24 protein-coding genes and 1 riboswitch are annotated in these 23,918 nt (G+C 72.3%); of the genes, 13 read left to right on the top strand and 11 right to left on the bottom strand.

What is annotated here, in order from left to right:
• Positions 1-8 precede the first annotated feature (8 nt).
• Entirely contained in the window at positions 9-464 is a 456-nt protein-coding gene (locus ACIA8F_RS28245) for an Lrp/AsnC family transcriptional regulator (protein ID WP_243334460.1), read from the top strand.
• On the opposite strand, the gene ACIA8F_RS28240 is transcribed toward ACIA8F_RS28245, so the two are convergent.
• The 6 genes from ACIA8F_RS28240 to ACIA8F_RS28215 all read right to left on the bottom strand — a co-directional run bounded on the left by ACIA8F_RS28240 (position 442) and on the right by ACIA8F_RS28215 (position 5,836).
• A complete protein-coding gene (locus ACIA8F_RS28240) occupies positions 442-879 on the bottom strand; it encodes a WhiB family transcriptional regulator (protein WP_399382901.1) in 438 nt (145 codons plus the stop codon). The two genes, ACIA8F_RS28245 and ACIA8F_RS28240, sit on opposite strands and share 23 nt — an antisense overlap.
• Positions 880-980: 101 nt before the next feature.
• Positions 981-2,126 (bottom strand): LLM class flavin-dependent oxidoreductase, encoded by a 1,146-nt coding sequence (locus ACIA8F_RS28235; RefSeq protein WP_399382899.1) that lies wholly within the window; start codon positions 2,124-2,126, stop codon positions 981-983.
• A 111-nt stretch (positions 2,127-2,237) separates the two neighbouring features.
• Positions 2,238-3,605: an NtaA/DmoA family FMN-dependent monooxygenase gene (locus tag ACIA8F_RS28230; protein ID WP_399382897.1), complete on the bottom strand. Its 1,368-nt coding sequence runs from the start codon at positions 3,603-3,605 to the stop codon at positions 2,238-2,240.
• 26 nt (positions 3,606-3,631) lie between these two features.
• Complete coding sequence (locus tag ACIA8F_RS28225) at positions 3,632-4,840, bottom strand: LLM class flavin-dependent oxidoreductase (RefSeq protein WP_399382895.1); 1,209 nt, start codon at positions 4,838-4,840, stop codon at positions 3,632-3,634.
• 69 nt (positions 4,841-4,909) lie between these two features.
• Positions 4,910-5,020 (bottom strand): putative leader peptide, encoded by a 111-nt coding sequence (locus tag ACIA8F_RS28220; RefSeq protein ID WP_383947792.1) that lies wholly within the window; start codon positions 5,018-5,020, stop codon positions 4,910-4,912.
• 108 nt (positions 5,021-5,128) lie between these two features.
• Positions 5,129-5,836: a GNAT family N-acetyltransferase gene (locus ACIA8F_RS28215; RefSeq protein WP_399382894.1), complete on the bottom strand. Its 708-nt coding sequence runs from the start codon at positions 5,834-5,836 to the stop codon at positions 5,129-5,131.
• A 327-nt stretch (positions 5,837-6,163) separates the two neighbouring features.
• Between ACIA8F_RS28215 and ACIA8F_RS28210 the strand changes: the two genes are divergently transcribed.
• From ACIA8F_RS28210 to ACIA8F_RS28200, 3 genes are all read left to right on the top strand, one after another.
• The gene (locus tag ACIA8F_RS28210) at positions 6,164-6,664 is read left to right on the top strand and encodes a hypothetical protein (protein WP_399382892.1); all 501 of its coding nucleotides are present in this window, start codon (positions 6,164-6,166) and stop codon (positions 6,662-6,664) included.
• Between the two features lie 216 nt (positions 6,665-6,880).
• On the top strand, positions 6,881-7,681 hold the full coding sequence (locus ACIA8F_RS28205) for a carbon-nitrogen hydrolase family protein (RefSeq protein ID WP_399382890.1): 801 nt from the start codon (positions 6,881-6,883) through the stop codon (positions 7,679-7,681).
• Positions 7,682-7,764: 83 nt separating this feature from the next.
• The gene (locus ACIA8F_RS28200) at positions 7,765-9,462 is read left to right on the top strand and encodes a flavin monoamine oxidase family protein (RefSeq protein ID WP_399382889.1); all 1,698 of its coding nucleotides are present in this window, start codon (positions 7,765-7,767) and stop codon (positions 9,460-9,462) included.
• A 229-nt stretch (positions 9,463-9,691) separates the two neighbouring features.
• On the opposite strand, the gene ACIA8F_RS28195 is transcribed toward ACIA8F_RS28200, so the two are convergent.
• The 3 genes from ACIA8F_RS28195 to ACIA8F_RS28185 form a co-directional block, all read right to left on the bottom strand.
• Positions 9,692-10,342: a DUF5995 family protein gene (locus tag ACIA8F_RS28195; protein WP_399382888.1), complete on the bottom strand. Its 651-nt coding sequence runs from the start codon at positions 10,340-10,342 to the stop codon at positions 9,692-9,694.
• 76 nt (positions 10,343-10,418) lie between these two features.
• On the bottom strand, positions 10,419-11,831 hold the full coding sequence (locus ACIA8F_RS28190; RefSeq protein WP_399382886.1) for a uracil-xanthine permease family protein: 1,413 nt from the start codon (positions 11,829-11,831) through the stop codon (positions 10,419-10,421).
• Between the two features lie 81 nt (positions 11,832-11,912).
• Entirely contained in the window at positions 11,913-13,130 is a 1,218-nt protein-coding gene (locus tag ACIA8F_RS28185; protein WP_399382885.1) for an MFS transporter, read from the bottom strand.
• A 54-nt stretch (positions 13,131-13,184) separates the two neighbouring features.
• On the opposite strand from ACIA8F_RS28185, the gene ACIA8F_RS28180 reads away from it, so the two are divergent.
• The gene (locus tag ACIA8F_RS28180) at positions 13,185-14,387 is read left to right on the top strand and encodes an ROK family transcriptional regulator (protein WP_399382884.1); all 1,203 of its coding nucleotides are present in this window, start codon (positions 13,185-13,187) and stop codon (positions 14,385-14,387) included.
• Between the two features lie 26 nt (positions 14,388-14,413).
• On the opposite strand, the gene ACIA8F_RS28175 is transcribed toward ACIA8F_RS28180, so the two are convergent.
• Together ACIA8F_RS28175 and ACIA8F_RS28170 are read right to left on the bottom strand one after the other, a co-directional pair.
• Positions 14,414-14,554: a hypothetical protein gene (locus tag ACIA8F_RS28175; RefSeq protein ID WP_399382882.1), complete on the bottom strand. Its 141-nt coding sequence runs from the start codon at positions 14,552-14,554 to the stop codon at positions 14,414-14,416.
• A 227-nt stretch (positions 14,555-14,781) separates the two neighbouring features.
• Complete coding sequence (locus ACIA8F_RS28170) at positions 14,782-17,163, bottom strand: chitinase C-terminal domain-containing protein (protein ID WP_399382880.1); 2,382 nt, start codon at positions 17,161-17,163, stop codon at positions 14,782-14,784.
• Between the two features lie 343 nt (positions 17,164-17,506).
• A riboswitch (FMN riboswitch) is annotated at positions 17,507-17,637 on the top strand.
• Between the two features lie 151 nt (positions 17,638-17,788).
• On the opposite strand from ACIA8F_RS28170, the gene ribD reads away from it, so the two are divergent.
• The 8 genes from ribD (at position 17,789) to ACIA8F_RS28130 (ending at position 23,878) form a co-directional block, all read left to right on the top strand.
• Positions 17,789-18,946, top strand: a complete 1,158-nt coding sequence (gene ribD, locus ACIA8F_RS28165; protein WP_399382878.1) for a bifunctional diaminohydroxyphosphoribosylaminopyrimidine deaminase/5-amino-6-(5-phosphoribosylamino)uracil reductase RibD — start codon at positions 17,789-17,791, stop codon at positions 18,944-18,946.
• The gene (locus tag ACIA8F_RS28160; protein ID WP_399382876.1) at positions 18,947-19,561 is read left to right on the top strand and encodes a riboflavin synthase; all 615 of its coding nucleotides are present in this window, start codon (positions 18,947-18,949) and stop codon (positions 19,559-19,561) included.
• A complete protein-coding gene (locus ACIA8F_RS28155) occupies positions 19,558-20,211 on the top strand; it encodes a nicotinamide riboside transporter PnuC (RefSeq protein ID WP_399382875.1) in 654 nt (217 codons plus the stop codon). The genes ACIA8F_RS28160 and ACIA8F_RS28155 overlap by 4 nt, the downstream gene beginning before the upstream one ends.
• Positions 20,208-21,509, top strand: coding sequence for a bifunctional 3,4-dihydroxy-2-butanone-4-phosphate synthase/GTP cyclohydrolase II (locus ACIA8F_RS28150; protein WP_399382874.1), 1,302 nt, complete (start codon positions 20,208-20,210; stop codon positions 21,507-21,509). Before ACIA8F_RS28155 ends, ACIA8F_RS28150 begins: the two co-directional genes overlap by 4 nt.
• Before the next feature lie 65 nt (positions 21,510-21,574).
• Positions 21,575-22,063, top strand: coding sequence for a 6,7-dimethyl-8-ribityllumazine synthase (gene ribH, locus ACIA8F_RS28145; RefSeq protein ID WP_150520523.1), 489 nt, complete (start codon positions 21,575-21,577; stop codon positions 22,061-22,063).
• Between the two features lie 32 nt (positions 22,064-22,095).
• Positions 22,096-22,374, top strand: a complete 279-nt coding sequence (locus ACIA8F_RS28140) for a phosphoribosyl-ATP diphosphatase (RefSeq protein WP_327251701.1) — start codon at positions 22,096-22,098, stop codon at positions 22,372-22,374.
• A gap of 123 nt (positions 22,375-22,497) precedes the next feature.
• The gene (gene hisG, locus ACIA8F_RS28135; RefSeq protein ID WP_266876436.1) at positions 22,498-23,346 is read left to right on the top strand and encodes an ATP phosphoribosyltransferase; all 849 of its coding nucleotides are present in this window, start codon (positions 22,498-22,500) and stop codon (positions 23,344-23,346) included.
• A gap of 67 nt (positions 23,347-23,413) precedes the next feature.
• Positions 23,414-23,878: a PH domain-containing protein gene (locus ACIA8F_RS28130; protein ID WP_399382871.1), complete on the top strand. Its 465-nt coding sequence runs from the start codon at positions 23,414-23,416 to the stop codon at positions 23,876-23,878.
• Positions 23,879-23,918 lie beyond the last annotated feature (40 nt).

Genomic DNA, 23,918 nt, shown 5'->3' with positions numbered 1-23,918 from the left:
CACGCGCAGTGCGACTGAACGATCTCGACGAACGCATCGTGCACGCCCTGGCCAAGGACGCCCGCCGCTCCTTCGCGGACATCGGCTCCGAGGTCGGACTCTCGGCCCCCGCCGTCAAACGGCGGGTGGACCGGCTGCGCGCCGAAGGAGCCATCACCGGCTTCACCGTCCGCGTGGACCCCGCCTCCATGGGCTGGGAGACCGAGGGCTTCATCGAGATGTACTGCCGCCACAACACCTCGCCGGACGACATCCGGCGGGGCCTGGAGCGCTACCCCGAGGTGGTGTCCGCGTCGACCGTCACCGGCGACGCGGACGCCCTCGTGCAGATCTTCGCCTCCGACATGCGGCACTTCGAGCGGGTCCTGGAGCGGATCGCGGGGGAGCCCTTCGTGGAGCGCACCAAATCCGTGCTCGTCCTCTCCCCGCTGCTGCGCCGCTTCACTTCCGGGGCGCCCGCGTAGCGGGACCGCTCCGCCCGGTCCGTCCCTCCGGTGCGGTGGCCGGCGCGGCGGCCCCGCCGCCGGCCGCGCTCCTGCCGCTCCGGGAGCGCACCAGCGTGCGGCGCTCCTCCTCGGTCAGACCGCCCCACACCCCGTACGTCTCCCGGGTGCGCAGGGCGTGCTCCAGGCACGCCGCGCGCACCGGGCACTCGGCGCAGACCCGCTTCGCGGCCGCGTCGCGCTGCTCCCGGTCCTCGCCCCGCTCGTCGGCGGGGTGGAAGAACCGGTTCCAGCCGAGGTCGCGGCAGGCCGCACGGGTCTGCCACTGCCAGTGGTGTCCGGCGGATCCGGGCAGCGGGGCCACGCGGGCCGCGGGGATGCGCGGCTTCGCCTGGGTCGCGGTGGACGTGGTCGCCCTGGAGGGGCTGCGGGTCATGACGGTTCCCTTCACGATGCGGTCACGGGCTGTCCCCACGCGTGTGACCGCATCGCTCCGTACCAAACCCGGGCCCACGGGATTCCCCGCAACGGCCGCCCCTACCAGCGCAGATGGCCCCGGCGGGCCCATTCCCCGGCCAGCAGCCGGTACGAGCGCACCCGGTCGGCGTGCCCGTGCGTGATCGTGGTGATCAGCAGCTCGTCCGCGCCCGTCGCCTCCCACAAGCGTTCCAGCGCGTCGGCGACGGTGGCCGGGGAGCCGGCGAACTGGGTCTCCACCCGGTCCGCGACCAGCTCGTGATCGGCCGCCGACCAGTCCCGGGTCAGCGCCCGGGCCTCCCCGGGCGAGGGGAAGGGGATCGCGCCGTCGCCCGTCCTGATGCCGTGCACCCAGGGCGCGTACCCGGCGGCCAGTTCCCGGGCCTCCTCGTCGTCCGGAGCCACCACCACGTCGGCGGACACGCTCAGGTACGGCCGGTCCAGCCCGCCCGGCCCCGCCGAGGGCTTGAAGGCCGCCCGGTACGCCTCGGCCGCTTCCAGCACGCTCGCCGGGCTCACGTGGTAGTTCGCCGTGAAGCGCAGCCCGCCGGCCCCGGCCGTCTCCGCGCTCACGCCCGCGCTGCTGCCCAGGATCCACACCTGCACCTCGGCGCCCTCGCCGGGTACGGCGTGCCCCTCCACCCCCTCGGGCGAGCGGTACTCCCCGCGCAACAGGGCCAGGATGTCGGCCACTTGCTCGGAGTACTCCTGCGGCGTGGCCCCCGGCAGCTGGAGCAGCCGGTGCTGCAGCGCGATGCGCGGGTGATCGCGCAGGTGGGCGAAGGAGAACGGCTTCGGGATGCGCAGCCCGTTCGCCGTGGTGTACGCCTCCGGGGGCTCGGCGCCGGCCCGGCGCGCGGGCGGCCCACCCGCCGAGCGGCCCAGGCCGAGGTCGATCCGTCCCGGGTGCACCGCGTCCAGCAGACCGAACTCCTCGACCGTGGACAGCGCCGTGCGGTGTCCGAGCTGGACCGCCCCCGAGCCGATCCGGATCGTGGAGGTGGCCGAGGCGGTCAGCGCCAGCACGACGGCCGGCGAGGTCCCGGCGACCCCCACGTTCAGGTGGTGCTCGGCGAACCAGTAGCGGGTGTACCCGAACCGCTCGGCCTGCCGGGCCAGGTCCACGGTGCCGCGCAGGGCCTCGGCCGCCGTGGAACCGGACGGGATCGGTATGAGGTCGAGGACCCCGAGCGGGATGCCGGGCATGGTGTGCCCCCTTCTCTGTGACGTGCTTGGGTGACGTGCCTGCGGGCCGGGCTGCCGTGCGCCCGCCGGCCCGCAGGCGTGGAGACGGGCGGTCCTGCGGATCCGCGGGCTTCAGCCCCGGACCGGGGCCAGCGCGCGGGGCGCGGCCAGCCCGAGGTGGTCGCGCAGCGTCGGCCCCTCGTACTCGCGGCGGAACACCCCGCGCTCCTGGAGCAGCGGAACGACGGTGTCGGCGAAGACGTCGAGCCCGCCGGGGGTCAGGTGCGGGACCAGGATGAAGCCGTCGGCCGCGTCCGCCTGGACCAGGGCGTCGATGGCCTGGGCGACGGTGAGCGGGGAGCCGACGAAGGACTGCCGGGCGGTCGTCTCGATGACCAGCTCCCGGATCGACAGGTTCCGGGCGGCCGCCCGCTCCCGCCACTCCCGCGCGACGGCCAGCGGGTCGCGGTTCATGCGCACGCTCGCCCGCCCCAGCGCGATGGTGTTCTCCCCGGGCTCGGGATCCACGTCCGGCAGCGGCCCGTCCGGGTCGTAGGCGGACAGGTCGCGGTTCCACACGTGTTCCAGCTGCTTGATCGCGGTCGCCCCGCTGACCTGCAGCCGCCGCACCTCGTGGGCCAGCTCCCGGGCCTCGGCGTCGGTGTCGCCGAGCACGAAGGTCGCCGCCGGGAGGATCTTCAGCTCGTCGGGGGTGCGTCCGTACCGGGACAGGCGCCCCTTGACGTCCGCGTAGAAGGCGCGGCCCTCGTCCAGCGTGCCGTACCGGCCGAAGATGGCGTCCGCGGAGGCCGCGGCGAACTCCCGGCCCTCGTCCGAGTCTCCGGCCTGGAAGATCACCGGCCGCCCCTGGGGGCTGCGCGGCACGTTGAAGTGGCCGGAGATGTCGAACTGCTCGCCCCGGTGGGCGAAGGCGCCGGGGCCCGCGTCCCGCAGGAACTCCCCGGAGGCCGCGTCGGCGAGGATCTCGCCGCCGTCCCAGGAGTCGAACAGCTCGTGCGCGGTGTCCAGGAACTCCCTTGCCCGCTCGTAGCGTTGCTCGCGCGGCAGGAATCCGCCGCGCCGGAAGTTCTCCCCGGTGAAGGCGTCCCAGGAGGTGACCACGTTCCAGGCGGCACGCCCGCCCGACAGGTGGTCGAGGGAGGCGAACTGGCGGGCCACCTCGTACGGTTCGTTGAAGGTGGAGTTGATGGTGCCGGTCAGCCCGAGGTGCTCGGTGACGGCGGCGAGCGCCGCCAGCACCGTGAAGGTGTCCGGGCGGCCCACGACGTCCAGATCGTAGATCTCGCCGCCCTGTTCGCGCAGGCGCAGGCCCTCGGCGAGGAAGAGGAAGTCGAACTTCGCGCGCTCGGCGGTCCGTGCGAAATGGACGAAGGAATCGAAGTCGATCTGGCTTCCGGCGGCCGGGTCGCTCCACACGGTGGTGCTGTTGACCCCGGGGAAGTGCGCGGCGAGATGGATCTGCTTGAGCGGCTTGCTCATGGTGGCGGTCGGTCCTTCCTGGGGGATCAGGCGGCGGGGGAAGCAGCGGCGGCGGGGGCCGCCGGCGGTGCGGCGGCGTACCGGTTCGCCGGGCGCGCCAGCCCCAGCAGGCCGCGCAGCGAGGAGGCGGCGTAGGACCGCCGGAACGCCCCGCGCCGCTGGAGCTCCGGGACCAGGCCGCGGGTGATCGCCGGCAGGTCGTGGGCGAGCACCCCCGGCCGCAGCCGGAAGCCGGTCAGCCCGGCCTCCTGCCACTCCAGCAGCAGGTCGGCGAGGTCCGCCGGGGTGCCCGCGAAGACGCGGGAGTCGCTCGTGTACGCGGCCCCGTGCGCGGCGTCCAGCCGCTGGAGGCGCCGCTCCGCCGTCGCCGGCTGCTCGTCGAGGAACACCGTCAGCTCCCCGAACAGGTGCGGGGTGCCGGGGAGCGCGGCGACGGCCGCGCGGACCTCGCCGGCATCCTGCGCCGTCACGTAGCCGATGTCGGCCGAGCGGGCGAGGAAGGGGTACACGGCGGCGTCGGAGGCCAGCGCGCTCACCGGGGGCAGGCCCTGGGGCGGCCGGGGGGTGATGGAGGGGCCCTTCACGCTGAACCGGGGGCCCTCGAAGTCGATGTAGTGCAGCTTGGCGCGGTCGATGAACCGTCCGGTGGCCACGTCGCGGATCTCCGCGTCGTCCTCCCAGCTGTCCCACAGCCGCCGCACCACCTCGACGTGGTCGGTGGCCTCCGCATACAGCCCGGCCGGGTCCAGGGGGTCCGTACGGCGCCCGAAGTGGCGTACCTCGTCCGGCCGTTCGGATATCTGGATGCGCAGCCCGGCCCGCCCGCGGCTCACGTAGTCCAGGGTGGCGAGCGCCTTGGAGACGTGGAAGGGCTCGGTGTGGGTGGCCACCACGCTCGGCACCAGTCCGATGTGCCGGCTCAGCGGCGCCACCCTGGCGGCCACCAGCACGGCGTCGAGCCGGCCCCGCACCAGGTCGGTGCGGCCGTCGGGCCCGGCCGGATCGCTGGACTGCAGGCTCAGCGAGTCCTCGAAGGTGACGAAGTCCAGCAGCCCCGCCTCGGCCTCTGCGACGAGCGCCGCCCAGTAGCCGGCGGTGAACAGCCGGCCGGCGTCCGCACCCGGTTCGCGCCAGGCGGCGGGATGCCAGCCCGCCCCGTCGAGGGCGACGGCGAGATGGAGCGCGGGGGAGGACGAACGGGAAGAAGAGGGAGAGGGGGAAGGGTGCACGGACATGGCGGAACTGCCTCCTGATCGGGGGGCGCGGCGAAGGACGGAGCAACTCGCAGAAGCGCGGAACGCTGATCAGGAACGACAGAGGGAGCCCGCGACGCGCAGCAGGTCGATGTGCGCGCGGGAGTGCAGGCGGACGGCGCGGCGCGGGGTGAGGGGGTCGCCGGCGGTACGAACGGTCATGCCGGGCCACCCCCTTCCCCGGTCGGTGCACGGTGCACGGTGTCCGGTCGTTCTTCCGACGCTAGATCAGAGGGGACCGGGCCACAACGGATGGAATGTCAATCCGTGTTAACGCTTCGTGTCGGGCGTGCGAAGCCCGATGAAGACCGGCTCGCGGCGCAGGGCGAACCCCATCGAGAGGTACAGCCGCACGGCCGCGGTGTTCTCCGCCGCGGCGTGCAGGAAGGCGGCGTCCCCGCGCTCCTCCACAGCGGCCACGACCGCGCGGATCAGCCGCCCGGCGAGGCCCTCGCCACGGTGTCCGGGGTGCGTGCAGACGGCGCTGATCTCCGACCAGCCCGTCGGCCGCATCCGCTCGCCCGCCATCGCGACGAGCCGGCCGCCGCGGCGGATCCCGAGGTACGTGCCCAGCTCGACGGTGCGCTCCCCGAACGGGCCGGGCCGGGCCAGCTCGACCAGCTCCAGCATCTCCGGCACGTCGGCCGGCCCCAGCAGGACCGCCTCCGGCTCCTCCTTGCCCCCTACCGCCCGACCGTCCAGCTGCACGCCCGGTATCGACATCAGCGTCTCCCAGCCCGCGGGCGGGGTCGGCAGCCCGGTCACCCAGACCTCCCGGCCCGGACCCACGAGCTCGGCCAGGTCCGCCCAGGCCCGCGGATCCTCCGGATCGCAGAGGGCGGCGAAGGGCGACACAGCGGCCGGGTAGCGGGCGGCCAGCCCAGCCGGACCGGTCTCGGCGAAGGCCCGGTGCGGGCCGCCCGGCGCGGCCCAGACGGGATTGTCGAGGACCGCGCCGGGCCGGGACTCACGGGACATGGGTGGGAGCTTCCTTCCAACGGGCGCAGGCACTCCTGCGCCAACGGGCGCGGGAGCTCCTGCGAGCACTCTTGCGGGCGGTCTTGACGGCCCCTGGCGGTGCCATGAGACTGCGAACGCCAGCCTAATGGGGGTCGCGGACAGGAAGGGGGCCCGGTGGACCAGCTCACCGCTCCATCCGCCGCCACCCCGCTGCGCCGCTCCTGGCTCACCCGCCGGCTGCACATCGACCTCCTCCGCGTCTGCAGTGCCACGGCCCCGGCCTCCTGAGGCCCCCGCCGAACACGCACGCACGCAGGTACGTACGCACGCAGACCGAGGAGCACCATGTCCCAGATCCATGTCCAGACGCATGTCCAGAACCCTGTCCAGGCGCCTGTGCAGACCCCTGTCCAGACGGCTTCCCAGCCCACCGTCCCCGCCGCCGCCCCCGTTGCCGCCCCGGTCCAGGCGCCGGCCCGGCGGCGCGTCCGGGCCGCGGTCCTGCGGGGCCGCATCGGGACCGGGTTCTCGCCGGAACCGCACCGGTACCGGCTCTTCGTCGCCGCCGACGACTGTCCGAGCTGCCTCGGCGTCACCGCCGCCTTCGCCGACCTGGGCCTGCGGGACACCGTGGCACTGACCGTCCTGCGGCCCGGCTCCGACCCCGCGGGGCACGAAGCGCTCCGCCGCGCCTACGAGGCCGCCGGGCACGACCACGACGGCACGCTCACCGTCCCCGCCCTCTGTGACGGCTGGAGCGGCCGGGTGGTCTCCAACCACACTCCCGACATCCTGGAAGACCTGCGCAGGCTGAGCGTGCACCCGGCCTTCCGCTCAGCCCCGTAGGCGGCCCCGTCAGCGGGGCCCCACAGGCAGGGCCCGTAGAACGCCCGGAAGGGCCTTTCGGACCGTTCGTACGGGCTCCGCGCAACGAATCGCCGCATCCTCCCGCCAATGCGCAACGAATCGATGCGCGGAGCGCAACGGTCACGGCTTGTCCCGGTCGAACGCGCGAACGTACCGTCTAAGGACCCCCACCCCTCCTGCCACAGAGGTACGCCCATGCCCCCGCTGCGCACCGCCCTCCTCCAGAGTTCCGGACGGCTCGGCGACACCGCCGACAACCTGAAGGCGCTCGACGAGGCCGCGGCCCGCGCCGCACAGGCGGGGGCCGGGCTCCTCGTGACCTCGGAGATGTTCCTGACCGGCTACGCCCTGGAGCTGGAGGACATCGCCCGGCTCGCCGAACCGGCCGACGGCATGTCCGCCCGCGCCATCGGCGAGATCGCCCGCCGCCACGGGCTGGCCGTGCTCTACGGCTACCCGGAGCGGGACGGCGACGCCGTCTACAACGCGGCCCAGCTCGTCGGCCCCGACGGGGAACGGCTCGCGAACTACCGCAAGACCCATCTCTTCGGCTGCTTCGAGCAGGCGGCCTTCACCCCCGGCGACACCCCGGTCGTCCAGGCGGACCTCGGCGGCCTCCGGGTCGGCGTCATGATCTGCTACGACGTCGAGTTCCCCGAGAACGTCCGGGCCCACGCGCTCGCCGGCACCGACCTCCTCCTGGTGCCGACCGCGCAGATGCACCCGTTCCAGTTCGTCGCCGAACAGCTGGTCCCCGTACGGGCCTTCGAGAACCAGATGTACATCGCATACGTCAACCGCACCGGCCCGGAGGGCGAGTTCGAGTTCGTCGGCCTCAGTTGCCTGGCCAGTCCCGACGGGGTCACCCGGACCCGGGCCGGCCGCGGCGAGGAGCTGGTGTTCGGCGAGGCCGACCCCGAGCTGCTGCGCGCCTCGCGCGAGACCAACCCGTACCTGCGCGACCGCCGCCCGGGGCTGTACGCCTCGCTCGTCTGACCCCCGGACCCGGCCCGGCCGAGCGCCGTCGCCCCCGCCCGCCCTGCTTCCCCCCTGCCCCACCCCGCTAGGAGTCGTACCCCATGACGTCCACGGTGCCCACCACCGCCGTCCCGCACAGCGACGGCACGCTGCCGATCACGATGTTCGGCCCGGACTTCCCGTACGCGTACGACGACTTCCTGGCCCACCCGGCGGGCCTCGGGCAGATACCGGCGACCGAGCACGGCACCGAGGTCGCCGTCATCGGCGGCGGGCTGTCCGGCATCATCTCCGCCTACGAGCTGATGAAGATGGGCCTCAAGCCCGTCATCTACGAGGCCGACCAGATCGGCGGCCGGCTGCGCACCGTGGGCTTCGAGGGCGCGGGCACCGAGGAACTGACCGCGGAGATGGGCGCCATGCGCTTCCCGCCGTCCTCCACCGCCCTCCAGCACTACATCGACCTCGTCGGCCTGGTCACCGAGCCCTTCCCGAACCCGCTCGCCGAGGCCACCCCCTCGACGGTGGTCGACCTCAAGGGCGAGACCCACTACGCCGAGACCATCGCCGACCTCCCGCAGGTCTACCGCGACGTGTCCGCCGCGTGGAACGCCTGCCTGGACGAGGGCGCCGACTTCTCCGACATGAACACCGCGATGCGCGAGCGGGACGTCCCGCGCATCCGCGAGATCTGGGCGAAGCTCGTCGAGAAGCTCGACGACGAGACCTTCTACGGGTTCCTCTGCAAGTCCGAGGCCTTCAAGTCCTTCCGCAAGCGCGAGATCTTCGGCCAGGTCGGCTTCGGCACGGGCGGCTGGGACACCGACTTCCCGAACTCGATCCTGGAGATCCTGCGCGTCGTCTACACCGAGGCCGACGACCACCACCGCGGCATCGTGGGCGGCTCGCAGCAGCTGCCGCTGCGCATGTGGGACCGCGAGCCGGAGAAGATCGTGCACTGGGCCCAGGGCACCTCCCTCTCCTCCCTGCACGGGGGCACCCCGCGCCCGGCGGTCACCCGCCTGCACCGCACGGCGGGCAACCGCATCACGGTCACGGACGCCTCGGGCGACATCCGCACGTACCGCGCGGCGATCTTCACCGCCCAGTCCTGGATGCTGCTCTCGAAGATCGCGTGCGACGACACGCTCTTCCCGATCGACCACTGGACGGCGATCGAGCGCACCCACTACATGGAGTCCTCGAAGCTCTTCATCCCGGTGGACCGGCCCTTCTGGCTGGACAAGGACGAGGAAACGGGCCGCGACGTCATGTCGATGACCCTCACCGACCGCATGACCCGTGGCACCTACCTCCTGGACAACGGCCCCGACAAGCCGGCCGTCATCTGCCTGTCCTACACCTGGTGCGACGACAGCCTGAAGTGGCTGCCGCTGTCCGCGAACGAGCGGATGGAGGTCATGCTGAAGTCCCTCGGCGAGATCTACCCGAAGGTCGACATCCGCCGCCACATCATCGGCAACCCGGTGACCGTGTCCTGGGAGAACGAGCCCTACTTCATGGGCGCGTTCAAGGCCAACCTGCCGGGCCACTACCGCTACCAGCGCCGCCTGTTCACCCACTTCATGCAGGACCGCCTCCCCGAGGACAAGCGCGGCATCTTCCTCGCGGGCGACGACATCTCCTGGACGGCGGGCTGGGCCGAGGGCGCGGTCCAGACGGCCCTCAACGCCGTCTGGGGCGTCATGCACCACCTCGGCGGCGCCACGGACTCCACCAACCCCGGCCCGGGCGACGTCTACGACGAAATAGCCCCGGTCGAACTCCCGGAGGACTGACCCACCCGCCCCTCCGGCCCCGCACCCACGGGCCGCCCCCACGCGCGCGAGCACGGGGGCGGCCCGTGCTCATGCCCGTCCTGGGTGTATCCAGCCCCTCCGGCGTTTGAGGAGCGGGGGTCCGGGGGCTGGCCCCCGGGAGCGGCGCCGCACCCGGGAACGGGTCCGGGCGGAGCCCGGGGAACGGTGGAAGGGCGGGTAGGGGACCTCCGCCCCGCAGGGCCGGGCTTCAGCCCGTCGGTGTCAGGAGGCAGCGGCCGACCAGGCCGACGCCCGCGTCGAGGGACTCGGTGAACTCCTCCGCCAGATCGGGGGAGCGGCGCAGCGACCAGAGCAGGCGGGCCGAGGCCCACGCCCCGGCCCGGGCCCGCTCCAGGCTCCAGGCGCCGAGGAGGTGCGTCAGCGGGTCCGCGATCTCCAGCAGGTCCGGCCCCGGCATCAGGTCCTCCCGGATGTGCTCCTCCAGGGAGACCAGGGTGTCGCCGACCCGGTCGAAGTCCGCTTCGAGCGCGTCCGGTTCGCAGTCGAGCGAGCGGCAGGTGGCGACCACCGCCAGCGCCAGGTCATGCCCGATGTGCGCGTTGATCCCGGCCAACGCGTGCTGGAGCGGCCGGATCCCGGGGTGGCGCCGGTACTGGAGCAGCGGCCGCCAGCACGCCGGGGCCCGGTCGGCCTCCACCGCCGTCAGGTAGCGCTCGGCGAAGCGGACGCTGAGCGCTTCCGCCCGGCGGGGCGAGGGGAACGCACCGTGCGCGATCCCCTCGTGCAGGGTCTGCGTCACCGTGAGGTACACCCGGTTGAAGACGGCGACGCCGTCCCGCTCGGGGAGCCGCTCGTCGAGGGCGCGCATTCGCGCCAGCACCGCTTCCATGGGGACCATGGGACGCAGCGTCGCAGCCGCGGACCGGGATCAGGGGAACTTGGCCGTACGCTTCGCCGGTTCGGGCGAAACTCCGTCAACCCCGCTTGTCACCGGGGTCCACGGAATCGCTTTCCGCCGCCTCGTCGTACGCCGACGTGCCCGAGTCCAGCAGCGGTTCCTGCTGCTTCATGTGCGCCGGGGCGAAGTAGCGCAGGGCGTGGTAGCCCGTGATGACGACGATCGTGCCGAGCGCGATCCCGCCCAGCTCGAAGCTGTCGCTGATGTGGAGCTGCACCCCGCCGACACCGATGATGATGCCCGCCGCGGCCGGCACCAGGTTCAGCGGATTGCGCAGGTCCACCCGGCCGTTGATCCAGATCTGCGCGCCGAGCAGGCCGATCATGCCGTAAAGGATCACGGTGATCCCGCCCAGCACCCCGCCGGGGATCGCGGCGACGACCGCGCCGAACTTCGGGCACAGCCCGAAGAGGAGGGCGAAGCCGGCCGCCGCCCAGTAGGCCGCCGTGGAGTAGACGCGGGTGGCGGCCATGACGCCGATGTTCTCGGAGTACGTGGTGTTCGGCGGGCCGCCCACCGCCGTGGACAGCATCGAGGCGGCGCCGTCGGCGGCGATGGCCGTGCCGAGCTGGTCGTCGAGCGGATCGCCCGTCATCTCGCCGACGGCCTTGATGTGTCCTGCGTTCTCGGCGATCAGCGCGATGACCACCGGCAGCGCGATCAGGATCGCCGACCACTCGAAGGCCGGCGCGTGGAAGGCCGGCAGCCCGACCCAGTCGGCCTTGGCCACCCCCGACAGGTCGAGCCGCCAGTGGTCCACCGCATCGGGACCGCCCACCGTCGAGTGGATCTTGCCGAAGACGAGGTCGAAGATCCACGAGATGCCGTACCCGAAGAGCAGGCCGAGGAAGATCGCGATCCGCGACCAGAAGCCCCGCAGGCAGACCACGGCCAGCCCGGTGAAGGCCATCGTCAGCAGGGCCGTCCACTGGTCCTGCGGCCAGTACGTGGAGGCCGTCACGGGCGCCAGGTTGAACCCGATCAGCATCACGACCGCGCCCGTCACCACCGGCGGCATCGCCGCGTGGATGATCCGGGCCCCGAACCGCTGGACAGCCAGCCCCACCAGGAACAGCGCCGCGCCGACCACGAAGACCGCGCCCGTGACGACCGCGCTGTCCCCGCCGCTCGCCCGGATCGCCGCCGCGACGCCCACGAAGGAGAGCGAGCAGCCCAGGTAGGAGGGGACCCGGCCGCGGGTCGCCAGCAGGAAGATGACGGTGGCGACACCCGACATCATGATGGCGAGGTTCGGGTCCAGCCCCATCAGGACCGGGGCCACGAAGCTCGCCCCGAACATCGCCACGACGTGCTGGGCGCCCAGCCCGGCGGTCCGCGGCCACGACAGCCGCTCGTCCGGCCGCACCACCGCGCCGGGGGCGGGGGTCCGCCCGTCTCCGTGCAGGGTCCAGCGCACGCCGAGGCCCATGTTCCACCGCTTTTCGTTCGTTCTGCGTCGTTCGTCAGGAGCGTGGTCACGCTACGAGGCCGTAGGTGGCCAGGCGACATATTACGGCCGGATAGGTGCAGGTTCGTCCTGGTTGACGGCCGGGGCCTGCGCCGTCACCGGCCGCTGCCGCAGGACGGTCGCCCCCACGATCAGGGCGAACGACAGCAGCGTGACCAGCCCGAACGACACCACCAGCGAGGTCGCGTCCGCCACCGCGCCGATGGCCGACGGGGCGATCAGCCCCGAGGTGTACGTGATCGTCGCGACGCCGGCGATGGCCTGCGCCGGGGCCGGGCCGCTGCGCGCGGCCGCGGCGAAGGCCAGCGGGACCACCACCGCGATGCCGAGCCCGATCAGCCCGAACCCGGCCAGGGCCGCGGCCGGCTGGTGCACGGTGACCACGAGCAGCCCGCCCGCGGTGGCCAGAGCGCCGCCCGCCCGGACCGTGCGCACGGCCCCGAACCGGTCCACGACCCTGTCCCCGACGAGCCGGGCGAGCGCCATCGTCAGGGCGAAGGCGGTGGTCGAGGCGGCTGCGAGACCGGCGTCGGTGTGCAGCACGTCCCGCAGGTACACCCCGGACCAGTCCAGGCTCGCGCCCTCCGCGAAGACGGCGCAGAAGCCGATCGCGCCGATGAACAGCGCGGACTTCGGGGGCAGCGCGAAGTGTGGCGGAGCCTCCTCCCCGCCGGTGTCGGTGCGCAGGTCCAGGACGCCCCGTACGGCGATCAGCCCGGCCAGCGTCAGCGCGAGCGCGGCGATCAGGTGGTGCAGACGGGCATCGGCGCCCGCGTGCGCGGCCACGGTGCCGGCGGCCGAGCCGATCAGGGCGCCCACGCTCCACATGCCGTGCAGCGAGGACATGATCGAGCGTCCCAGCCGGTTCTCGGTCTCGACGCCCAGCGCGTTCATCGCCACGTCCGACATGCCGGCGGTGGCTCCGTAGACGAAGAGCACGAAGCAGAGCGTCCACAGGTTCGGGGCGAGGCTCGGCAGGACGAGGGCGAGCGTCCACAGGCTCAGCAGCATCCGCAGGGCGGTGCGCGCGCCGAAGCGGTGGTTGATGCGTCCGGCCAGCGGCATCGTGAAGGCCGCGCCGAGCGCGGGGAAGGCGAGGGCCAGGCCCAGGGTGCCCGCGCTGAGCTGCGCGTGCTCCTGGATCCAGGGGATGCGGGTCGCGAAGGAGCCGGTGACCGCGCCGTGTGCGCAGAAGACGCCGGCGATGGCGAAGCGGGCATGGCGCAGTCGCGCCGGGCTGAGGTCGGTTTCCCCGGTCATGACCCGTAAACTATCAGGGACCCTGCCTGATAGTTAGCCCCCGGAACTCCTAAGATGGGCTTCGTGACTCCTGCCAAGGCCCTGACCGCCACCGCCGGCGCCGCCACCCGCGCCTCCACCCGCGCCGCGTCCCCGGCTCCGTCCCCCGCCTCGCCGAGCACGGCCCGGGCCATCAACGACCGGCTCGCCCTCCAACTCCTCCAGGAGGAGGGACCCCTGACGGCGCCCCAGCTCAAGGAGCTGACCGGCCTGTCCCGGCCCTCCGTGGCCGACCTGGTGGAACGCCTCACCGGAGCCGGACTGATCGAGGTCGTCGGGGAATCCGGCGAGCAGCGGCGCGGACCCAACGCCAAGCTCTACGGGATCGTCGCGCGACGGGCGTACCTCGCCGCCCTCGACGTGCGGACGGACAGCGCCACGGCGGTCGTCGCCGACCTCCTCGGCCGGCCGCTCGCGCAGGCGGCCCTGCCCGTGGACGCCGTGGAGGAGGCCGTCGACCGGCTGGAGGAGCTCGTCCGGGAGGCGGGCGCCGACCGGCTCCACACGGTGGTCATCGGAGCGCCGGGACTGGTGGCCCCCGGCAGCGGAGAGCTCCGCGACACCGCCGGCCTGCCCGCCTGGCACCGGGACCTGGTGGCGGCGGTGCAGCGGCGGCTGCCGGCGGTGGTCGCGGTGGAGAACGAGACCAACCTGGCGGCCCTGGCGGAACAGCGGGTCGGAGCCGCCCGGGACCTGAACTCCTTCGTGCTGCTCTGGCTCGGCGAAGGGGTCGGCGCCGCGGTGGTCCTCGACGGACGGCTGCGCCGGGGCGCCTCCGGCGGCGCGGGGGAGATCGGCTTCCTGCCGGTGCCCGGTACGGGCGGCCTCCCGTCGGCCACGAACTGCGACGGCGGCTTCCACGAACTGGCCGGGCGGGGCGGGGTGGCCGCGCTCGCCGCGGCCCACGGCTACGACGGGCCGGTCGAGGAGGCCGTCGCGGGCGCGGCCGGGCCGGAGTTCCTCGACGCCCTGGCCGAGCGCCTCGCCCTCGGCGCGGCGGCCGTCGCGGCGATCCTGGACCCCGGCTGCGTCGTGCTCGGCGGGGAGCTCGGCCGCGCGGGCGGCCCCGGGCTCGCAGCCCTGGTGGCCCGCCGCCTCGCCGCACTGAGCCCGATCCCGACCGAGGTCCGGGCCGGCGCGCTCGGCGACACGGCGGTGCTCACGGGGGCCCGGCTCGCCGCCCGCGAGTCGGCGCAGGCCGACCTCTTCACGGGCTGACCTCAGCGCGGCCCGCCCGGCCGCCCTCAGCCGGCCCCGGGGCCGGCCAGGAACTGCGCGAAGGTCTTCTTGCCCACCGCGTGCGCGGGCGCCAGGTTCCCGCCGCGGACGAAGCGATCGGCTGCACCCAGGTTCCCCGTGCCTCCCGTGACCAGGACGCCGCCCATGGTTCCGCTCCCTTCCCGGGCCGGCGCGCTCCCGTGCGAGCCCGCCGCGCGCTCCCGTGCGAGCCCGCCACCTGGGGACCGTACAGCCCACGGGGCCAAGGGAGTTGGCGGGACCCGGCAAGATCGCCGGACGGTCCGGGAAACGCGGGGACCCGGTGGCCGCCGGGCCACCGGGTCCTCACGTTCCTTCACCTACGAGGTCACCTGTGCGGTCACCGCGCGGGGAGTCAGCAGGCGCCCTGGTCCTTCCAGACGCCCCACTCGCCGGTGGTGCCGGGAGTCTCGTTCTGCGTCCACCACTGGGCCTTCCAGTTGCGGCCCTGGTACGAGACGACGTTGCCGCTGTTGTAGACCGTGCCCGCCACGTACGCGGGGTTGGTGCACGTGCCGCCCGGAGGAGTCGTGGGCGGGGTGGTCGGCGGCGTGGTCGGGGGAGTCGTCGGCGGGGTGGTGGGCGGCGTGGTCGGCGGGGTCGTGGGCGGGGTGGTGCTGCCCGGCTGGACCACCGTGGTGCCGCGCGCCAGGTCACCGGCGAGCGCGTACGTCGTGCCGGAGATGTTCACCGTCCAGTTGGAAGGCGTGGAGACCGGCAGGTAGTAGTTGAAGGCCAGGTCGACCGAGGCGCCCGGGGCGAGCGTCTGCCACGCCGGGAGCTTCAGCGAGACCCGGTGGAAGTCGCCCTTCAGACCGCCCACGTTGCTGCCGGTGTGGTCGCTCTTGATCACCTTGGTGCCGAAGCCCGACTGGTCGGAGGCGTTGGCCGGAGCCGCCGTCGAGTAGTCGAACTGGAACTCCGTGCCGCCCGGGAGCGTCGCGTTCGTGTTGTTGGTGATCTTGAGCTTCGGGGTGATCGGGTAGTTGGAGTCGCCGAGCTTGAACTCGTTGAACTCCGTCTTGATGTCCACGGCCTGCGTCGGCAGCGCGGTGTTGGACTTCTTGGCGCCGTACGGGGAGGCCGCCTTGAACTTGTCGTACATCACCGAGGTCAGCGTGTCGCCGATCTCGTACTGGCCCTTGGCGGCGTTCCAGCCGTAGTCGCCGGCCATCTCCCAGACCATGGTGCCGCCGATGCCGCGGTTGACCACGTAGTCGGCCTTGGCCGCGACCGACTGCTCGTCCTCGGTGGAGAGGAAGACCTTCTTCTGCGCGTTCCACAGCCAGGGGGCGACCAGGTTCGCGTCGTACTTGCGGACGTAGGTGCCGGTCAGCGTGGTGTTCGCCGGGAAGCCGTACTTGGTGACGTAGTCGCCGACGATCCCCTTCTCGAGGTTCTTGGCGTGCCACATCGGGTTGGAACCGGCGGGGGACTCGACCCCGTTGGTGTCCTTGTCGTGCCACAGGTTGTCGATGCCGACCGCGCCGTCGCCGCACTTGGTCAGACCCGCGCCGGCCGGGCAGGTGGTCGCGGAGGCCTTGCCCCACAGACCGTCGGTGCCGCCCTGGACGTTCTTGAAGCCGCGGGTGTAGTAGGGCAGGCCGATGTTGATGCGGCCCGCCGGCATGGAGCCGCGGAAGTAGTGGTAGGCCCAGTCGGTGTTGAGGTAGCCGATGCCGCCGTACTGGGAGCTGCCGTAGACGTTGGCGGCCGCCAGCTCGGCGTCCTTGCCGTCGTCGAAGAGCGAGGCGTTGGGACCGACGTACTCGTTCCAGGCGCCGTGCAGGTCGTAGGACATGATGTTGACGTAGTCCAGGTACTTCTGCATCTGGAACGTCTCCATGCCGCGCAGCAGGTAGCCGGAGGAGGGGGCGGCGACGGTCAGCAGGTAGTGCTTGCCGTCGGCGGCGCCGGCCCGGTCCAGCTTCTCGCGCAGGGACTTCATCAGGACGTCGTAGCCCTGGACCAGTCCGGCCCGGCGGGCGTTGGAGAGCTGCCAGTCGAGCGGGTTGCCCGCGTCCTTCATCGTGGTCGGGTACTCGTAGTCGATGTCGACGCCGTTGAACCCGTACTTGCGGATGAACTCGACCGAGGAGTCCGCGAAGGTGTTGATGCCGGCCGTGTTGACCGAGCCGTCGGCGTTGGTGGCCATCGAGTAGAAGCCGCCGGACGCGACGCGGTTGCCGTCGTCGCCGAAGTAGCCGCCGGTCTCCGCCCAGCCGCCGACCGAGATCAGCGTCTTGACGTTCGGGTACTGCTTCTTGAATTTGTTCAGAAGGTTGAAGTTGCCCTTGTAAGGGAGGGCGGGGTCCATCTCGGCACCCGCGACGCCCGGCCAGGTCATCCCGGTGGCGGAGTTGTTCGCGTTGTCGTTGCCGACCGAGATCTTGTTGTTGCCGTCGACGTGGGCGAAGGCGTAGTTCAGGTGGGTGACCTTGGACCACGGGATGTTGTTGGGCAGGTAGGCGGGGGTGCCGTCCTTGCCCGTGCGCCAGCCCGTGAAGTAGCCGATGACGCGGCGCTGGTGGTCGGCGCCCATCTTCTCGCGGCCCTCGGTGTCGTAGACCGAGCAGTACGGGACGTCCACACCCGCGGTCTTGTACAGACCGTCGGGGCGACAGGACTCGTTGTCGGCGGCGTGCGAGACGCCCGCCGAGAGCCCCGCGACCAGCAGTCCGGCGATTGCGGCGCCGGACGTCAGGAGCATGGCCCGCGTCTTGGTGGGGGACAGCATTGTGCCTCCTGGGGAGGGGAGGATGGCAGGACACAACAGGCTGAAAGGTGGTGCGTGTTGGCCCGTGACGTGCGCACATCTGACGGGCTGTCTCCCGGGGAAGATGAAGGGAACGTTAAGAGGACTAGACCAACCCGTCAATAGGTCTGGACCAAAGTGCGCGATCCGGCAAGGTCCGGCGCGGGTTCCGTCAAGGGGATCTTCCGCGCATGTGCGGGGGGCGGGAATCGGCCGGACGGCGCAATCCGCGCGCCCCGGGGTGACCGCATGTGTGACCCAGGCCACATTGACTCACCTGTATGGCTGCCGATCACCCGTGGCACACTGGCTTCAGTACCAGTAGCAGCGCACTCCGGGGTCGGTGTAATTCCGAACCGGCGGTTATAGTCCGCGACCCGTCCGCAGCCAGCGGCCGGTTGACCAGGTGAAATTCCTGGACCGACGGTTAAAGTCCGGATGGGAGGCAGTGCGCGGCGGGCCAGTCACCGGTACGCCGCCGTCGGCGGTCCATCGGCACATCCCTCGGGACGTGCCGTCGAACGGACCGATCTCCCGGCCCCGGCGTCCCCGCGTGTGCTACCCGCTTCATCTGTCGTTTCCCGACAGGCCCCGGAGTCCGTGCCCGATGAGGCAGGAGGACCCGGTGGCGACACACGCCGCGCACGCAGCACCCGACGCGGGCACCCGCGCCATGCGCCGAGCCGTAGAGCTCGCCGCCCGCGGACTCGGCTCCACCAGCCCCAACCCGGTCGTCGGCTGCGTCATCACCGACGCCTCGGGCAGCATCGTGGGCGAAGGCTGGCACGAGCGGGCCGGCGGCCCGCACGCCGAGGTCCACGCCCTGAACGCGGCCGGCGCGGCCGCCCGCGGCGGCACCGCCTACGTCACCCTCGAACCCTGCAACCACACCGGCCGTACGGGACCCTGCGCACAGGCCCTCATCGCCGCCGGGATCGCCCGCGTGGTCTACGCGGTCTCCGACCCGAACCCGCAGGCCAGCGGCGGCGGCGCCACCCTGCGCGCCGCCGGGATCGACACGGAGGCCGGACTGCTCGCCGAGGAGGCCGCGGCGGGCAACGCCGCCTGGCTGACCTCCGTACGCCTGGGCCGCCCGTACATCCTGTGGAAGTACGCCGCGACCCTCGACGGCCGCATCGCGGCCGCCGACGGCACCAGCCGCTGGATCAGCTCGCCGGAGTCCCGCGCCGACGTCCACCGGCTGCGCGCCGAGTCCGACGCCGTCGTCGTCGGCTCCGGCACCCTGCGCGCCGACGACCCGCACCTCGCGGTACGGGGCATCGACGGCTTCACCTCCGCCGACCAGCCCCTGCGCGTGGTCCTGGACACCCACGCCACCATCCGGCCCACCGCCCGGGTCCTGGACGAGGCCGCGCCCACTCTCGTCGCCGTCGCCGAGGATGCGGACACCCGCCACCTCGCCGGAGTGGAGCTGGCCCGGCTCCCGTACGACAAGTACGGGATCTCCGTGGACGCCCTGCTGCGCGAACTGCACGGGCGCGGCATCCGCTCCGTCCTCCTCGAAGGCGGCCCCACCCTGGCCGGCGCCTTCGTCGCCGCGGGAGCCGTCGACAAGGTCGTCGGCTACCTCGCCCCCGTCCTCCTGGGCGCGGGCCCCCTCGCCCTCGCCGACGCCGGCATCGGCACCCTCGCCGACGCGCTCCGGCTCCGGATCACCGAAACCGTCCGCATCGGCACGGACATCCGCGTCACCGCCGTCCCCGAGTCGGCCCCCTCCGCCCCCACAGCCCTCAAGGAGCACTGAGTGTTCACCGGAATCGTCGAAGAACTGGGCGAGGTCGTCGCCGTCGAGGAGCTCGCCGAAGCCTCCCGCTTCCGCCTGCGCGGCCCCGTCGTCACCGAGGACGCCAAGCACGGCGAATCCATCGCCGTGAACGGCGTCTGCCTGACGGTCGTGGAGACCGGTGACGGCGAGTTCACCGCCGACGTCATGCAGGAGACCCTGAACCGCTCCAGCCTCGGCGCCCTCGCCCAGGGCTCCCGGGTCAACCTGGAGCGCCCGATGGCGCTCGGCGGACGGCTCGGCGGCCACCTGGTCCAGGGGCACGTGGACGGCACCGGCGAGATCCTCGACCGGACCCCCTCCGAGCACTGGGAGATCGTCAAGGTCGCCCTCCCGGAGAACCTCTCCCGCTACGTGGTCGAGAAGGGCTCCATCACGGTCGACGGCGTCAGCCTCACCGTGGTCGAGGCCGCCGCCGACTGGTTCACCATCAGCCTCATCCCCACCACCCTCGCGCTGACCACCCTGGGCATCAAGAAGCCCGGCGACCCGGTCAACCTCGAGGTCGACGTGCTGGCCAAGTACGTGGAGCGGCTGCTCGGCGCGAACGGCGGGCAGGGGGAGACGGCACGATGAGCGCCCTGAACTGGCTGAACTCGGAGGCGTTCACCGCCTTCGACCAGCACATCAAGTGGTCCGACATGATCGGCAACACGATCGGTCTGATCGCCCTCGCCCTCGGCTGGCGGCGCTCCATATGGACCTGGCCGGCCCAGTTCCTCTCCGGCGCGATCCTCTTCGTGGCCTTCGCCGCCGGCCACCTCTCCGGCAGCGCCGGCAAGCAGGTCATCGTCATGCTCGTCGCCGCGTGGGGCTACGCCCAGTGGAACCGGGGCCGGAAGCAGGCCCAGGACGGCGGGCTCGCCGTCCGCTTCGCCACCTGGCGCGAACGCGGAGTCCTGGTGGCCGCGGCCGCCGTCGGCACGGTCGCCGTCGCCCTCCTCTTCACCGCCTACCCGGCCCTGTCCTGGGACCCCTGGCCCGACGCCTACATCTTCGTCGGCACGGTCGTCGCCATGTACGCCCAGTCGCGCGGCATGGTCGAGTTCTGGTTCGCCTGGCTCCTGGTCGACCTGGTCGGCGTGCCCCTGAACTTCGCCAACGGCTACGCCTTCTCCGGTTTCGTCTACGTCATCTACGGCGCGCTCGTCCTGTGGGGCATGCGCGACTGGTGGCTCCGCTCGCGCACCACCACCGCCCCGGCTCTGGAAGGAGCAACGGCATGACCCCGAACCCCGTCCTGAAGCCCGTGCCCGACGTCGAGCACGAAGAGGTCTTCCGGCTCGACCCCGTCGAGCAGGCCATCCGCGACATCGCGGCCGGGCGCCCCGTGGTCGTCGTCGACGACGAGGACCGCGAGAACGAGGGCGACCTCGTCATCGCGGCCGAGAAGGCCACCCCCGAGATCATCGCCTTCATGATGAGCGAGTGCCGCGGCCTGATCTGCGCCCCGCTGGAGGGCGACGAGCTGGAGCGCCTCGAACTCCCGCAGATGGTCCAGCACAACACCGAGTCGATGCAGACCGCCTTCACCGTCTCCGTCGACGCGAGTGGCGCCCACGGCGTCACCACCGGCATCTCGGCCGCCGACCGCGCCACCACCCTGCGGCTGCTGGCCGACGGTGTCTCGGGCCCCGAGGACTTCGTCCGTCCCGGACACGTCTTCCCGCTGCGCGCCAAGCCCGGCGGCGTCCTGGTCCGCAACGGCCACACCGAGGCCGCCGTCGACCTCGCCCGCCTCGCCGGCCTGCGCCCGGCCGGCGCCATCGTGGAGATCGCCGGCGAGGACGGCGTCATGCTGCGCCTGCCCGAGCTGATCCCCTTCGCCCGCAAGCACGGACTGACGATCATCTCCATCGAGGACCTGATCGCCTACCGCCGCTCCGCCGAGCCGACCGTGCGCCGCGAGGCCCAGGTCAGCCTGCCGACCGCCTTCGGCCACTTCACCGCGTACGGGTACCGCTCCACCGTCGACGGCGTCGAGCACGTCGCCCTCGTCCACGGCGAGATCGGCGACGGCGAGGACGTCCTGGTCCGCATGCACTCCGAGTGCCTGACCGGCGACATCTTCCAGTCGCAGCGCTGCGACTGCGGCCCCCAGCTGCACACCGCCATGGAGCGGGTCCAGGCGGCCGGCCGCGGGGTGATCGTCTACCTGCGCGGTCACGAGGGCCGCGGCATCGGCCTGCTGTCCAAGCTGCGCGCGTACGAGCTCCAGGAGCGCGGCCGCGACACCCTCGACGCCAACCTGGAACTGGGCCTGCCGGCCGACGCCCGCGACTACGGGGCCGGCGCCCAGATGCTCGCCGACCTCGGTGTCCACAGCGTCCGGCTGCTGACCAACAACCCCGAGAAGGCGGAAGCCCTCGTCAGCCACGGCATCAGGGTTTCCGACCGGGAGCCGATGCCCATGGAGGCGGGCGAGCACAACCTGCGCTACCTGCGCACCAAGCGGGACCGGATGGGCCACGACCTGCCCTGGCTGGAGGGGACCGTGACCACCTCCGCCTGCGGCAACCAGTAGCACCACCCCGAGCACCACCCACACCCCACGCAGTAACCCATACGAACGCAACGAGGAGCAGAGCTGTGAGCGGCAAGGGCGCACCCGAACTGAGCGTGAAGAACTGCGGAGACCTGCGTGTTGCAGTGATCGCGGCCCAGTGGCACGAGAAGGTCATGGACGGCCTGGTGGACGGCGCCCTGCGGGCCCTGCACGAGCTGGGGATCGACGAGCCCACCCTGCTGCGCGTCCCGGGCAGCTTCGAGCTCCCGGTCGTGGCGAAGGTACTGGCCGGTCGCGGTTACGATGCCATCGTCGCCCTCGGCGTGGTCATCCGCGGCGGCACCCCGCACTTCGACTACGTCTGCCAGGGCGTCACCCAGGGCCTGGTGCAGGTGTCGATCGACACCGGAGTCCCCGTCGGCTTCGGCGTACTGACCTGCGACAACGACGAGCAGGCGCTGGACCGCGCCGGGCTCGAGGGGTCGAACGAGGACAAGGGGCACGAAGCGGTCACCGCCGCCGTCTCCACCGCCATGACCCTGCGCACCGTCAGCGAACCCTGGCGCCAGTAGGCGGCCCCGGACCCCGTATTCTGAGGACCATCATGGCGAACAAAACCCCCAAGAGCTTCGAAGAGCTCTTCACCGAGCTCCAGCTCAAGGCCAACGGTGACCCCAGCACCTCCCGTACCGCCGAGCTGGTCGGCAAGGGCGTCCATGCCATCGGCAAGAAGGTCGTCGAGGAGGCCGCCGAGGTCTGGATGGCCGCCGAGTACGAGGGCAAGGAAGCCGCCGCCGAGGAGATCTCCCAGCTGCTCTACCACGTCCAGGTGATGATGGTGGCGCGCGGGATCTCCCTCGAAGACGTCTACGCGCACCTCTAGGCCCCGGCAGTCCTCAGGCTGCAGCGGTCCCGCGCGGGCCCCCGGCACAGGCTGCCGGGGCGTCCGCGCGCCCCGCACACGTACCAGCACACCCTTTCGCACCTACGCACCAAAGGAAGCCCCATGCTGCGCATCGCCGTCCCCAACAAGGGTTCACTCTCCGGACCGGCGTCGGCGATGCTCCATGAGGCCGGCTACCGGATGCGCAAGGAGTCCAAGGAGCTCGTGGTCGTCGACCCCGAGAACGAGGTGGAGTTCTTCTACCTCCGCCCCAAGGACATCGCGATCTACGTGTCCTCCGGCAAGCTCGACATCGGCATCACCGGCCGCGACCTGCTGCTCGACTCCGGCGCCAGCGCCGAGGAGATCCTGCCGCTGAACTTCGGCCGCTCCACCTTCCGCTACGCCACCATCCCCGGCACCGCGAAGGGCCCCGAGGACTTCCACGGGATGACCATCGCGACCTCGTACGAGGGAATCGTCGCGAAGCACCTCGCCGACCAGGGCATCGAAGCCTCCGTCGTCCACCTCGACGGCGCGGTCGAGACCGCCATCCAGCTCGGCGTCGCCCAGATCATCGCCGACGTGGTCGAGACCGGCACCAGCCTGCGCAACGCCGGACTAGAGGTCATCGGCGAGCCGATCATGACCTCCGAGGCCGTCGTCATCCGCGGCAACGGCACCGACCCCGAGGACCCCCGGGCCCAGCAGTTCCTGCGCCGCCTCCAGGGCGTCCTGGTCGCCCGCAGCTACGTGATGATGGACTACGACTGCCGCGCCGAGCACCTGGAGCGCGCGGTCGCCCTCACCCCGGGCCTGGAGTCGCCGACCGTCTCCCCGCTGCACAACGAGGGCTGGGTCGCCGTCCGCGCCATGGTCCCCGCCAAGGAGGCACAGCGGATCATGGACGACCTGTACGAGCTCGGCGCGCGCGCGATCCTCACCACCTCGATCCACGCCTGCCGCCTCTGACGGCCCCCCGGGTCTCCCCGATTTCCCCGATCCGTCACCCGGCACCACCCGAAGGCATCTGACGCACATGGCCGACGCCACCGCCCAGCCCGCACCGCCCGCCCTGCCGGTCACCTTCCGGCCGACCCGCACCCGGGCCGTCCTGCTGGGCGTGGGCGCCGCCATGTTCGTCACGATCACGTCGATCGCGCTGGTACTCGACACCCTGCACCCCGGTGAGCGGATCGCCTTCGTCTTCACCGCGGCCCTGCTCTCCTCCGTCCTCGTGCTGCTCAGCCGCCCCAAGGTGGTCGCCGACGAGACCGGGGTCACGGTCGTCAACCTCACCACCACCCGCCGCCTGGAGTGGGCGCAGATCCTGCGCGTCAACCTCCGCCCCGGCGACGCCTGGGTGTTCCTCGACCTCAACGACGGCACCAGCCTGCCCGCCCTCGGCATCCAGCCCGGGGTCGCCAAGGCCCAGGCGATCGGCGACGCCCGCGCCCTGCGCGCCCTGGCCGAAGCCCGCGGAACCGGCTCAAAGAACGACTGACCCGGCCCGACCTCGTCGCTGCGTCCCATTGCGGCGGCGG

It is taken from the genome of Streptomyces sp. NPDC051563 (genome assembly GCF_044454225.1).
Taxonomy (GTDB): Bacteria; Actinomycetota; Actinomycetes; order Streptomycetales; family Streptomycetaceae; genus Streptomyces.
The sequence above is the reverse complement of the archived record's forward strand: the minus strand, read 5'-3'. Positions and strand labels throughout refer to the sequence as shown.